The sequence below is a fragment of the Metabacillus sp. GQ13 genome (genome assembly GCF_059758525.1).
Genome location: NZ_JCAXET010000036.1, coordinates 1 through 13,192 on the forward strand (window position 1 = coordinate 1; position 13,192 = coordinate 13,192).

At 33.6% G+C, this 13,192-nt stretch carries 14 protein-coding genes, 2 pseudogenes and 2 riboswitches; of the genes and pseudogenes, 14 read left to right on the forward strand and 2 right to left on the reverse strand.

The window, feature by feature from the left end:
• Positions 1 to 175 precede the first annotated feature (175 nt).
• Entirely contained in the window at positions 176 to 652 is a 477-nt protein-coding gene (locus tag AC6CHR_RS24665) for a GNAT family N-acetyltransferase (protein ID WP_498251827.1), read from the forward strand.
• Positions 653 to 911: 259 nt separating this feature from the next.
• Here AC6CHR_RS24665 and AC6CHR_RS24670 read toward each other — a convergent pair whose 3' ends face one another.
• Positions 912 to 3,023: a pectate lyase family protein gene (locus AC6CHR_RS24670; RefSeq protein ID WP_498251828.1), complete on the reverse strand. Its 2,112-nt coding sequence runs from the start codon at positions 3,021 to 3,023 to the stop codon at positions 912 to 914.
• Between the two features lie 586 nt (positions 3,024 to 3,609).
• Between AC6CHR_RS24670 and AC6CHR_RS24675 the strand changes: the two genes are divergently transcribed.
• On the forward strand, positions 3,610 to 3,756 hold the full coding sequence (locus AC6CHR_RS24675) for a hypothetical protein (protein ID WP_498251829.1): 147 nt from the start codon (positions 3,610 to 3,612) through the stop codon (positions 3,754 to 3,756).
• A gap of 367 nt (positions 3,757 to 4,123) precedes the next feature.
• On the opposite strand, the pseudogene AC6CHR_RS24680 reads toward AC6CHR_RS24675, so the two are convergent.
• Positions 4,124 to 4,374, reverse strand: a pseudogene (locus tag AC6CHR_RS24680) (transposase); the annotation flags it as partial.
• A gap of 124 nt (positions 4,375 to 4,498) precedes the next feature.
• Between AC6CHR_RS24680 and AC6CHR_RS24685 the strand changes: the two are divergent.
• From AC6CHR_RS24685 to AC6CHR_RS24740, 12 genes and pseudogenes are all read left to right on the forward strand, one after another.
• Positions 4,499 to 4,687: a PspC domain-containing protein gene (locus AC6CHR_RS24685; RefSeq protein WP_498251830.1), complete on the forward strand. Its 189-nt coding sequence runs from the start codon at positions 4,499 to 4,501 to the stop codon at positions 4,685 to 4,687.
• Between the two features lie 98 nt (positions 4,688 to 4,785).
• Positions 4,786 to 5,235, forward strand: coding sequence for a hypothetical protein (locus AC6CHR_RS24690; RefSeq protein ID WP_498251831.1), 450 nt, complete (start codon positions 4,786 to 4,788; stop codon positions 5,233 to 5,235).
• A 122-nt stretch (positions 5,236 to 5,357) separates the two neighbouring features.
• On the forward strand, positions 5,358 to 5,642 hold the full coding sequence (locus AC6CHR_RS24695) for a hypothetical protein (RefSeq protein WP_498251832.1): 285 nt from the start codon (positions 5,358 to 5,360) through the stop codon (positions 5,640 to 5,642).
• A 249-nt stretch (positions 5,643 to 5,891) separates the two neighbouring features.
• Positions 5,892 to 6,302 carry a hypothetical protein gene (locus AC6CHR_RS24700; RefSeq protein ID WP_498251833.1) on the forward strand — a complete coding sequence of 137 codons (411 nt, stop codon included), beginning with the start codon at positions 5,892 to 5,894 and terminating at the stop codon, positions 6,300 to 6,302.
• 173 nt (positions 6,303 to 6,475) lie between these two features.
• A riboswitch (ZMP/ZTP riboswitch) is annotated at positions 6,476 to 6,553 on the forward strand.
• Between the two features lie 46 nt (positions 6,554 to 6,599).
• Entirely contained in the window at positions 6,600 to 7,139 is a 540-nt protein-coding gene (locus AC6CHR_RS24705) for a DJ-1/PfpI family protein (protein ID WP_498251834.1), read from the forward strand.
• A gap of 92 nt (positions 7,140 to 7,231) precedes the next feature.
• Positions 7,232 to 7,714: a GNAT family N-acetyltransferase gene (locus tag AC6CHR_RS24710; protein ID WP_498251835.1), complete on the forward strand. Its 483-nt coding sequence runs from the start codon at positions 7,232 to 7,234 to the stop codon at positions 7,712 to 7,714.
• A 340-nt stretch (positions 7,715 to 8,054) separates the two neighbouring features.
• Positions 8,055 to 8,882 carry a dihydrodipicolinate synthase family protein gene (locus AC6CHR_RS24715; RefSeq protein WP_498251836.1) on the forward strand — a complete coding sequence of 276 codons (828 nt, stop codon included), beginning with the start codon at positions 8,055 to 8,057 and terminating at the stop codon, positions 8,880 to 8,882.
• Positions 8,883 to 9,171: 289 nt separating this feature from the next.
• Entirely contained in the window at positions 9,172 to 9,267 is a 96-nt protein-coding gene (locus AC6CHR_RS24720; RefSeq protein WP_498251837.1) for an NUDIX domain-containing protein, read from the forward strand.
• A 716-nt stretch (positions 9,268 to 9,983) separates the two neighbouring features.
• A complete protein-coding gene (locus tag AC6CHR_RS24725; protein WP_498251840.1) occupies positions 9,984 to 10,541 on the forward strand; it encodes a class I SAM-dependent methyltransferase in 558 nt (185 codons plus the stop codon).
• A 164-nt stretch (positions 10,542 to 10,705) separates the two neighbouring features.
• On the forward strand, positions 10,706 to 11,263 hold the full coding sequence (locus AC6CHR_RS24730; RefSeq protein ID WP_498251838.1) for a DUF5412 family protein: 558 nt from the start codon (positions 10,706 to 10,708) through the stop codon (positions 11,261 to 11,263).
• Positions 11,264 to 11,617: 354 nt separating this feature from the next.
• Entirely contained in the window at positions 11,618 to 12,055 is a 438-nt protein-coding gene (locus tag AC6CHR_RS24735) for a GNAT family N-acetyltransferase (protein WP_498251839.1), read from the forward strand.
• Positions 12,056 to 12,157: 102 nt separating this feature from the next.
• Positions 12,158 to 12,236, forward strand: a riboswitch (ZMP/ZTP riboswitch).
• 49 nt (positions 12,237 to 12,285) lie between these two features.
• Positions 12,286 to 12,884: pseudogene (locus AC6CHR_RS24740) on the forward strand (DJ-1/PfpI family protein).
• Positions 12,885 to 13,192 lie beyond the last annotated feature (308 nt).

Below are 13,192 nucleotides of genomic sequence, written 5' to 3' on the forward strand. Positions count from 1 at the left end.
AATTGAAGATCCTTTTTCAGTACCGATAATTGACCTTATGTTAACTAGATTTGTATAGAATATACATCTGATTCTGTGGGATATTGTTGAACTAAAGGTGCAGGTTAGCTCAAGAAGGGAATTAAGAGGGACCTGTAGAATATTTCATAATTACATTAGATTAGGTGGTGGTTTTTTGACTATAAGACTCGCGAAAGCAACATTAAAAGATGCTCAAGCTATATTCGATATTCAGGTTAAGTCTTTTATGCCACTGTTAGAAACATATAAGGATTACGAAACAAATCCAGCAAATGAAACTATTGAAAAAGTGATTACTAGAATAAATAACCCTACGGGTGGGTTTTATAAAATTTTTGTTGATAACAACCTTGTAGGTGATGTCTGTGTTTTTTGGAAAGAGAACGTACATTTTTGGATAAGTCCAATGTTTGTTCTTCCTACTGAACAAGGGAGAGGGATAGCTCAGAAGGCTATAAAGTTACTTGAAGAAATGTTCCCTGAAGCAATTACTTGGGAGTTAGCTACAATATTAGAAGAAAAACGGAATTGTTACTTATATGAAAAAATGGGATACATAAAAACAGGAAGTAGCAAGATTTTAAATGAAAATGCTACACTTATTTTTTATAAAAAAATTATTAAAAATTAAATCTACTATTAAGCTAATGGATGCGTTTCTTCAATAAGGAGATCGCACCCTTTTTATTGAAGTATAGAAGCAGGTTAGTTAAAATCTAAAAACAAACTCCGGACGCAAGTGGGTTAGTCTGGACCATTTCGTCAGCTAACAGAAGGTGCGATTACCCAAGAAGCCCCCCACTTCAAGCAACCTGTAAGGGCCGTAAGTGGGGGTAGTTTTTACGCTATATAGATAGCTTTTTATAATTAGTTGAATAGTTGAGAAATCTCTATTCTAGCTCGATATAAAAAAGATTCGTGACGCTGTCTTTCGTAATGCTATGTTTACCAGGGGGAAGTGTGACACTGACGATGCCATCTGTTATGGTATAGCTTGTTCCATCAATCTTGACCTTTCCTCCCGTTTCTTGATTGAAGACTAAGGTTAATGTGGAAGAGTCAGTTGTTGTAAACTCAATATTAGTTGAACTCTCCATTTTTAAAGATTGGGTGAGCGTCATTCCTTTATATACGACTGTGCCTTTGCTTGTAGAAAGATTTCCATGAATCGTGTAGTAGTCACTTTGCTTTCCACTGGTAGTAAAGTTATGTTTATATCCTTCTGGCAGTGGGTTAGTAGGGTCTGTTGGATCAGTTGGTTCAGTTGGTTCAGTTGGTTCAGTTGGTTCTGATGGATCGGTTGGGTTGTCAGTTGAATTTCCTCCCACAGAAACAAGTTTAGACGTGTAGTTTCTAATCTTTGACATAAGCGCTGTGTTTACACTGTAAGATGTGTCATCAACAGCATGATCAAATTCCCATGTGAAGTCACCCTTATTTAATCTTCCTGCTTCAGCTGTTACAATTTGTTCAACATCATTCACAGGATCAATATTTGATGCATGTACTCCCATATCCACCTTTGTATCAAAGTTATTGTACGTTGTGCCGCCCTTTAATGTTTTATAGGAACTTGATACGGTTTCAATTCTTGATGAAGCTAAGTAGGCATCAAATGAGCTTGCATCAGCAGGAGCCGTCCCGGTATTAGAATTTGCATAAATAAGACTTTCCGCATCTTCAATAATATTATTGTAAGCCTTGATGATACCGCCGTCTTCACCTGAGAAGGTACCATTTCCTAGTGCATCCGTACCCTGTAAGGAACTTAACATTGGATATTTAGCATGTCTAAAATAGTTTGACTCGACGAACGCGGAACTCCCTGTTGTTACCCCAACACCATACTTTGAGATACCGTCAAAAAAGTTATTATAGATATGGGCAGATGCTACCCTAATACGTGGGTGCCTCGAGTCTGAATGGTCAAACCAGTTATGATGAAAGGAGACAAAGAATTCTTCTGATTCGCTCAAACCGACTAATGAAGCTTTCCCGGAATCCCAATAGTGGTTATAAGAGAGTGTAATATAAGTGGATCCCTTTTTTAGATCAGTTGAACCGTCACCTTTTGCTTGATCTGCATCTCCACCTGCTTTTCCATAGAAAATGTCATTATGATGAATCCAAACATTTGCATTCCCTGTATCCATTGAAATACCATCGTCTGGGAATAAAGCAACACCTAAGTTCCTTACTTCAACATTGCCTGTGTATCTAAGCAGGAATCCCCATCCATATGCATAGGCATCTTCTCCAATTCCTTCTAATGTCATATTCATTTCTGTATAGTTGTTTTTTCCTTTTACTTGAAGATAGCCACTGCTATTAAGTTGGCCACTCATATCAGCATCTGTAACTTGGCCAATAAATCTGATTGCAAGGGGTGTTTGATCGTACCCTTTTCCTCTAAGATTCAATATCTCCCCTATCCCAATAGCTGTTTGCTTGCTGCCAGAGCTATTGATGATGACATCGAGAGTGACGTTTTTAACAGTATCAGGTGTTATATAAAGAACTTGGGCTCCAGTTTTTAGAGTTCCGTTATCATTATAAGCGCCAGAACCTGTACCAAAAGGTGAGTTCTCTGCAAAGGAAAATCCTGATCGATCATGTGCGGTGACTGTTAAAGGATTGGAAACTGTACTTACTTTTTCCCCATTTGATAGCAAAGCTTCTATTTTTATGACATAATTCCCAGTTGCCAGTCCGACCGCGTCAGCTCGCCAATATGTGGGGTATTGTCGGATTAATTCGGAATCAATTTGTTTATATTGAGAATCTGAAGCATTTGCAGGTTTCACATAAACATTATAACCATCTGCATTGATAACGGGTGACCATTCTACAAAAGCAGTTTCAAACCAGCCACCGCTTTTAGTTAATTCTATGCTAGTAGTAGCACCATGTACTGAAGGTGTGGCGAACCCACTTACAATCAGAGATAGCAAAAGAGAAACCAATAAAAAAGTACCTTTTACCCGTGAAAACATCCTTTTCATTTCATCCACTCCTACATGTAGTTTTTTATAAACATATCTGAAACCGCTTCCAATTTACTACGAACATTCACCTCCTTTAATGGTGGATTCTATTAAAAAGAAAACATGCATTTCATTGCAAGATGCCTTAAAAATAGTAGGATAAGAGAATTGAAAATGATTTCATTCAGAAGTTTTATTGTTCTAGATGGGGACGAAAGGAACAAAATCTTAAAGGACCTAGGGGCGTTGCGGCTGATAGAAGTATCATTACATGAATGATCTTAGTTGGTACTATCTTTTGAATCATAGATACGAGATGGGTGTTTGCTTTTTTGAGAAATGAGAGACAATAGCCTGATTTAGAAATTAATAACATTGTTAGTCAATCTTAAAACAGTCATTAATGAAATTCTATAGTGAAAAGGAACTGAAATTTTTTATAGGTATAATTTACTTTTCTTGGAAAGTGGCTGAAAATAAAAGGACTTTTAAATTAAGAAAGGAAAGTGTAAATTACGTTTGGGTGGCAGTGAACCAGTACAGATGCTTGTCAACCTTTGAGAACTGTTAGTTTAAATAGAATTGAATAGTGAGGAAAGATATCATGGTAAAAGCACTAGTGCAAGACTCATATTATCAAATTCTTGAAATGTGGTTGAAAGATTTCCAAGAACATGATAGAAAAGGCATGTTCGATATGACTCATTGTATTACTTCAGGAAGTAGAGAGAATACATTCACGCAAAATTAGGATATTAAGTGTAAAGCTATCAACCGCCGATGACAACACACGTGAAGTGCGTTGCGAAAATAACTTTAAAATGTAACTAAAGAATAGAAATTATCAAAACAAAAAAACTTTTTCCACAACTTATCAACAGCTGGAATAAAGATTGTACAAAAAAGTGTGAAAAAAAGCCCGCCAATCCCTACATATCAACAAATGAGAAACAAGAAAGATAAAAAAAATCTTTTTTAACTCGATAAAAAACGTGGAAAAGCCCGAAAAACATGATGGTTTGTAGAAAAAATGGGGGAAAAGCGGGAGAATAGGAAAATAATTATTGTAACAGCGAACGGTGGAATGGGTTTGAGGATTTCTCTTTCAATCACTTCTATTTTCGTCCCATGATCAGCGCGGCTTGCTTTAAAATATCGACTTCCATTTCTAGCTGCTTATTTTTTTCTTAACTCGATCAATTCTTGTTCTACAGGGCTTCGACTGTTGGAATTGCGTAATCCATCTGTCTAAAGCGGACGCAGTTAATTCATATTCACTGGTAATATCTTGGCGGCTTTTCCCATTTTCATATAAAGCAACCACTTGCTTTTTAAAATCAGTTGTAAATGTTCTCCTCTTTATAGACATAGTAGATCTCCTCACTTGTTGTGTATTATTCTACTAGCCTTTATTTTAATTCTCCAACTCAGTGTAACCTATCCAATATATGGTATTATTTAAGGTAGGTTCTGATAAGAAAGAGGGAATTGAATTGAAAAATAAGTTAAAAAAGTCTTCAACAGATAATTCTATAAGTGGTGTTTGTGGAGGTATAGCTGAGTATTTCGGTGTATCTTCTTTGGCGGTAAGAATAATATTTATTTTATTACCTGGTGCTAATATACTAATATATTTAATTCTTGCTAATACGATGGCTGATAGACCTCCGTCATTATATTAAACTAACGGGTAGCACTACTTCAAGATGGATAATGTACTTTCTTTTTGAATGAAAGAGGCAGGTTAGGTGAAGAAAAAGTGTTAATGGAGGTGGATTTTATGGATTCTAACTATAAATGTTTTATTGATATCCGTTTCAGTGGTGGAGATATTCAATTTGACGTTTCGAGTGACACACAGTTATTTAGTTTTAAATCAGGTATAGGTTTTGTAGCAATCCCACATTTTTTCTTAACTCTTTCCTCTTTATATAAGGGAGAAATCAGTGAGGCAGAATTTTATTGTCACGGAAACTCTGATTACTATAAATTTTCCAGTGATAGTACAAACCTTTTTATTGAACATATAAGCTATTATCCAGATGGTATATTTAAATATCAATTTAAGCTAAAAGAGTATATCGAAGTTATTGATACAGAATTTCAAAAGTATCTGCAACAACTTGAAAAGGAAGGAATATTGCCTTTAAAAACTCAAGAATTTGCTCATCCATTAGGTGATGATGTATTAAATACTTTTAATGATTTTTCATCACTTTTAAACCGTTAATTTTACAAATCTATTTACGTTGTTCAACTAACGGGCCAGATTTCGAAATAAGATAACTGGACTTTTATATATATATTTGTAGATAAATGTTCCTTAAATAAAAATATAATGGAGGTATAATTATGTGGTTAATATTAGGACTTATTGCTATAGTAGCAACTTTTATAAATCTTTTTATGTATAAAACAGGAAAAGATTATAAACTTGCGATGGCAATGGGATTATCATTTACAGCATTGACACTCTGTGCAGAACATAGCCTCTTATCTAATTGGGTAAAAGGTGAAGATTGGTCGGCTTTATTGGATGTTGTACCTACTATGGAAAAGGCGCTATGGTTTCTGACAATTGTTTCTATCTTACTAAATGTAGCACCTATACTTTTAGAACTGAAAAATAAAAAATAATATCTTATTGATGCATCATTTATATAATCTGCAATTATTGTGTAAATCTTTATGTATAACTAACGGTTGCAAGAGTCTAAGAAAATAATGGGTTACTATGGCAGCTTTTTTTCTTTATCGTAATTCAACTAAAGGGACAGGATAGTTGAGCAAGAATCAAACTTTTTATATTTAATTTCGTTAATTTAGAGTGTAGGGGAAAAAGGTTGTACCTTTTGTTTAATAAACTAGTATTAGGAGAGATGAATGGTGAAAAAAATATTAATTGTGTTAGCGTCTTTAATAATCCCAGTAACATTAGTAATATTTATCATTAATTTTCTTTTTCAGGTTGGCGTTGATATTAAGGTGAAAAATCAAACGAATAAAGAGATTTCAGGATTATATATAACTTATGATGAAATTAAGTCAGATGTTAAGATACCAACTTTAAAACCAGGAGAGAGATATAAATTTAATATTAGCCATGGGGAAAATTCTAATGAAGATTTTGATGAAGCAGCTATGGTATTAGAATACAAAGATAAAAAAGGTAATATACATACAGAATATATTGCTGGTTACATCGAAAGAGGCTATTCTGGTTTTGCAAATATAAAAATAACTGGTTTTAAGGAGAACGGAAAACTTAAAATGGATATTAAGGAATTTGTATATTGAGTGTCAATAATATTCTTCTTTAGCTTTTCCACAGAAAATTGGACAAGACCTACAAAGGAAGTTCAATACTTATTTCCTTATTCAACGGGAAAATTTAGTTCAATATCGAATTTGAAGACAACATATACTTTAACTATTCAGAAAAGCGTGATAAAAATAAATTAAAGTAGAATCTTGGTGTGTATAACTGGCGTAATGTGGCAAACCACGGGGGAGTACATACTATATAGTCGCACGCCTGGGCATAGTATTTGGATATTCCAAATACTTTTTTATTGTTTTATAGCGGAAGGTTGGATGAAAAACGCTAAAAAGTCAAGAAAAGTAGTAATTTTGATTTATGAAAATGTTGAAATTTTGGATTTTACGGGTCCGTATGAAGTGTTTCTTGCAGGGAGTAAAAGAGGAACGGATGTTTCTGTATATACGGTAGCTGAAGAAAAACTCCCTGTTAATGCATTAGGGAACCTAAGTATAAACTCTAACTACTCAATTTATAATTGCTCCACTCCCGACATACTAATTATTCCTGGTGGTTGGGGTGCAAGAAAAGAAATGCACAATCAAAAAATCATCAACTGGATTAATGAAATTTTGAATAAAGTTGAACTCGTTTTATCTGTTTGTACAGGGGCTTTATTATTAGCTCAAGCAAATTTATTAGACGAATTACAGCTAACAACAAATCGAAATGCTATTAATGAATTAAGGGAGGTTGCTCCTGAATCTGCCGAAATAATAGAGAATTCACGATATATAGATAATGGGAAAATCATTCTATCTGCGGGGGGTCCGCAGGTATCGATATGTCCTGGTATGTTGTTGGGAAGTTATTAGGGAAAGAAAGAGCAGTGGAGGCAGCCAATCTCATGGAGTACGATTGGAAGATTTAGTTATTAGTGTTTAGTAGTATATAAGGGAGGATAAACATGAACATTCGAATTTTAGAAAACAAGGACCTAAATGCTGTTAAAAAAGTTATGGAAGAACATCCTTTACAGTTCCCAAGGTTAATTATAGATAAATACTCTACACGTTGGAGTAACTTCTTAAATCCAAAAGCCGATAGTGACATAAATGGTTATTATGTTGCTTGTACGGAAACTGATGAGATAATTGGTCATGCAGGATATATTTTTGATAATGTAACAGGTTTTTATGAAATAGTTGGAGTTGTTATAAAGAAGGAGTTTCAGCGAAAGGGAATCGGAAAAGCATTAATACATTCAATTTGTATGAGGGTCAAAGACTTAGGTGGAAAAAAAGTCATTCTTTATACATTAGGTCATCCTGGAAATGAATCAACTATATACTTTTATCAAAATATAGGGTTTGACTTGGTTAGCTTCGATAGAGACTTTTTCATTCCTGATTATCATCGTGTAACATTTATTACGACAATAGATTGTTAAGTCAATGAGGTTTATAGTTGCTGAGTAAATGCTGTTATCACATCTTTTTCTATTAAAAAGTAAGTTTGTGAAACTTTGTATCGTTCTTCAACTACTATGAAAATTAACTTCTATAACTCCGAAAAATGACAACATCAAAGTAGACCCATCTCATTCGTTTTAAAAAATAGAGTAAGCCGTAATTAATGGAACTATGGATTGGATTGACTGGATTAAGATTCAGTATGGACAGTTCGACATATTTTCATTCTCTGTGGTGCAGCCACGATATTTCTGCTGCATGGATGGCTATAGGGTTAGTTTATTTTAAGTAGATAAAAAGGATAAAGGGGATAACATAATGCTGACAGAAAAAGTTCATATTGCCGTGCCAACAGCTTTTTTTGAAGATGAATCTTTAAATACTCAAGGGACAATTAACCATATAAGAGACCTTTATAAACAAGGAGTAAAATCTGTTCTCGTCTCTGGAACTACTGGAGAACAGCATAGTTTAAACATTCAAGAGAAAATTGAAATAATAAACGGTTTAGAACTGGAAGAAGAACTCATTAGTAATATGGAAATTATATTTGGTGTGGCTTCAATTAGACAGAAAGAGTCAGAGGAATTAGCTGAAAAGATTCGTCAGACAAAAATATCCGGTATCATGCTTGGGTATCCACCGTATGTTATACCGACACAAGAAGAAGCATTCGTTTATACAAAGAGAATTATGCACCTTAGTAATAAACCAACAATTTTATATAACAATCCAAAAAGAACTGGATTTGATTTATCAGAGAAGACTATTATTCTATTAAGTAAGATAGACTTAGTGGTTGGAATAAAAGATGCAGGCAATAAAGAAAAAGTTGAACGAATAAAAAGCGGTATGCATAAAAATGATTTATATTTTTATGCTGGTGGAGAAGTGGATTTAGAAGAAAAAGTATTACATGGATATGATCGCCTTTCTTCCATTGCTGGGAATGTTTCCCCGGCAGAAATTAGGCAATGGTTTCAAAAAATTCTTATGAAGCAAAAAGTAAGTAAACAAGAAAACGAAAAAATAGAAAATATTATGGAACAAGTTTATCAAGGAAATGCTATTGTGAATCTGAAAAAAATCATTAATCGTAAGGGTATTTCAATGGGGATTTGCAGGAGTCCAATAGGAAATATTTAATTAGATAGTGGCTGATTACTAAAATGTTTATCTCAACATGTATTATGTAGGTTGCGATTTCTGAACACGTTTAGTATAACTCGCTTTAAATTAGGCAAGGTACCGTTACTTAGACAGTACGGATAGTAAGAGCAAAAGAGTTTATAAAAATATATTTTCGTAATGGTGGAGGAAGCGTTGGCTATGCTATGCAGAAATATACTCATATTGGAGTATAGGGTGTTTGGGTGAAGAACGATAAAGTGCTTCTAATAAAAAAGGCCAAAAGACACTTAAAGAAAAATGGGATTTGCCAAGTGGGTCAATTGAATTCGGTGAAGAACCTTACCAGACACTAATTAGAGAATTTGAAGAAGAATCAGGTATACAGAATTGCATGGAATAATAAGAACTTCATTGTCATACACACTAATTTATCCTATTCAGAATGCTGAATTAGAGGAAATGCATCACATAGGGATTATTTATGATGTAGTGTTGACAAGTTAAGTCATATGTAACAGATGGTGATGGTCAAGATTCATTGGGTGCGAAATGGTTTGACGTTCAGAATTTAGAAAATCTATCTGTAAACCCTTTCGTGAAAAGTATATTTAGTCAGAAGTTTATAGATAGCTAAGTAACTAATTTTAAATAATGCCAACCCAATATAAAATAAGAACATTACTAACAAGACTTCTAAATTTAAGGCGTTCTTGTTAGTGTTAATTCAACTAAAGGTGACTTGAAAAGTAAATATTGTGATGAGAGTCGTCAAATATTCTCTGATTTTTAAAAATATCATAGAGTTTATGGGGTTTATGGTATCTATGTAGATATTGCAAACTTTTAGTGATAAAAAAAGGAGGTCTTTATTAAGCTAAAGGTGCGATTGTTTAAAAAGGGCAATTTTTTTATTCAACTAAACGTGCAGGTTAGTTGAACAAGAAGAGGAAAAATGATCTAATTTGTCGAAATGTATGATATACGTTTGAACTAACCAAATTCCTTGTCAAAAGCCTTTTATAATAGATTGTGCAGAAGAGAATAGAAATCCAATTATAAAATTTCTTATTTATGAAAGGATAAGTGATACCAATAATTAGGGGTGAAAACAAATGAATTAAAATTATAGACGATATAAAAGTAGTTATCGGAGCAGGGGAGTATGTTAATAATCCTGGATGGATACATACACAGGAAGAAGAATTAAGTTTAATAGATGAAAATACGTGGCGAAACAGGTTTGATAAAGGTTCAATAACAGCGATTTTAGCTGAACACGTATGGGAACATCTTACTTATGCGGAAGGTGAGGAGGCTGCGAATATGTGTTTAAAGTATCTAAAACCTTCTGGATATATTCGTTGTGCAGTACCTGATGGCTATTTTCCTGATGATTCCTACCAAAATATTGTACAGGTGGGAGGACCTGGTACAAATGACCATGCAGCAGCCAGTCATAAAATTGTCCATAATTATAAAACGTTGAAGAAAATGTTTGAAACCAGTGGATATGTAGTTAAGTTACTTGAGTATTGTGATGAAGAAGGAAATTTTCATCACAATTATTGGGATAGAGTTAATGGTATGATTTTTCGTTCCAAGAAGTATGACCCTCGAAACCAAGGAAATAAACTTGTTTTTCCGTCTATCATTATTGATGCTGTGAAACCATAAAAAAAGATTATCAACAAATGTACTTAAAGTTACTCGAGGCATTATTTCAAGATGGGGTGGCGCACTTTCTTGTTGAACTAAAGTGGCAGATTACTTGAAAAAGTGTATTGCAAAATTATCAGTATTAGAGCTGATTGTCATTGAATGCAAGAATGGGAGGGATTATGATTTTAATTTTATTTGGTTTCTTGATTTCTATCATTACCGTTATATTATTTTTAATTTTATGTGCAAAAATAATAATTTCTTTCATAAAAAAGAAACCTTTGCCTAAAAAAATACTGATTGCAACCTTGTCTGGGGTTGTTCTGGTATCTTCAATCTATTTATATAAAATATACTTTTATACATTTAGTGAAATTGATAGAGAATTTATCCAAAAGGGACCTGGACCTGTAACATCACCCACTGAAGAATACACAGCTAATGCCTATTATGAACCATATGGTGGTGGAGCAGGAGGTGTTAACGTATGGGTTGAAATCACAAACAATAATGAGGAAAAAAAAGTTCAATCTATTTATTATAGTGATGCAAAAAGTGAATTTTCTATGGAATGGATGGATGAAAATACGCTGCACATTCTAAAAGACGAACCTGATTTTCCAAATTCAAATAGAAGTATCGAATTAGAAATAGGTAAAGATATTTATCACGAAAATGGTTTGGCTTGTAAAAGTTTGTTAATGAAGGATGAATATGAGACTTGCTACCAAAACTAATATTTTTTGCACTACTATGAAAATAAATTTCTATACCTCCGAAAAATAACAATACCAAAGAATATCCATTCTTATCGTTTTAAAAAATAGAATGAGCTGTAATTAATGGAACTATGGATTGGAATAACTGGATTAAGAATCAGTATGGATAGTTCGACATATTTTCATTATCTGTGGTGCAGCGATGGTATTTCTATCTGGCATGGATGACTAACTGGTTCGATACTTCAACTAACCAGCACGCTTTTTTTATTGAACTAAAGGTGCTGGTTAGTTGAAGAAGGATTTTTAATTATCTAAGATGAATGACGATAAAATTATCTATTTATTCTTAATTCACTGGGGGAAAGAAAAATGAATAGTAAATTGAATGAACTAAAAATTAGTGACAATAAATCACTTTTAAACATTGATACTATTTACGATTTTATGCAACGTAGTTATTGGGCAAAAGGGAGACCAAAGGATAAAATCAAGAAATCTATTGAAAACTCATTATGTTTTGGTGTTTATTATAGTGGTAAACAAGTAGGATTTGCCCGAGTTGTTACCGATTGGGCAACTATGTACTATCTGTGTGATGTATTTATTGATGAAGAATACAGAGGACAAGGGCTAGGAAAGAAATTGATTGAAGAAATAATAAGTTCTGAAGACTTAAAGAATTTATTTGGTTACTTGGGTACTAAAGATGCACACACACTTTATGAACAATATGATTTTATTCGAGAACAAGAAAAAGTAATGACTCGGATACCAGACTTTTTAAATAAGGGCATGCATTCTTCTTGAACTGCAATTTCTTAGTAAACTAATGCGGCAGAATAGTTTAAGTGTGGAAAAGTGTTAGTTGTACTATTCCAAATATTGTGGTATATCTGTTTTAAGGTATTTTTTGGTAGGTATAACTGGCGTAACGTGGATCACTACGAGGGAATACATACTCATATCGTCGTACGCCTAGGCAAAGCATTTGGAAATCCAAATGCTTTTTATTATTTTAGGGGGTGAATTTTATGACTATGAAGAAACAATGGACTGTTGGAATTTTGTTGTTTGACGAGGTTGAAGTGCTTGATTTTGCAGGACCTTTTGAAGTTCTTTCTGTTACTACATATGAAGACTTTTCAACTAAAGCCTTCAAAGTAAGTACTGTTTCAGAAACTGGAGAAATGATATATGCGAGAAACGGATTGAAAGTTCAACCAGATTACAGATTTGAGAACGCGCCCTCTTTTGATATTATCGTGATCCCAGGTGGACCTGGAGCAAGAGAAACGCAAATACACAATGAACGAGTTTTAGAATGGATAGCTATTCAAATGACTAATGTTCAACTAATGACTTCGGTTTGCACAGGTGCTTTTTATTAGCTAAAGCTGGATTACTTGACGGAAAAACTGCGACTACGCATTGGTTTACCTATGATAGGTTTGAGAACGAGTTTCCAAAGGTAACACTTCAAAGAAACGTAAAATTCGTTGATCAAGGTAATATTGTGACTTCAGCGGGGGTTTCGGCGGGAATAAACATGTCTTTTCATATTGTAAATCGTCTTCTTGGAAAAGAAATAACATTAAGCACAGCACGTGGAATGGAATACGATATAAAATTTGACTAGTCTTAGTAAGTTACACCAATAATATTCATTGTTCTACTAAAGTGGCAGGATAATAAAAGGCCTAATGCAAGCACCTGAGGGAAATGTTTTTGTTTAAGTAGGAAAATAAAGGAGAAGAAATGGCAATCAAATATGAGATTTAAAGAAATTATAAAGAGTAGGAGTAATACATTTTCTTATTGAAATAAAGTGGCAGTTTAGAAGAGAGACATGACTCCTTAATGTCGCATTTGATGAAAATTGCGAAGTAGTGAAATCACTTTTTTTGTGTTTCCCATTTAAGAAAAACATTAATAAAAAAATATGCT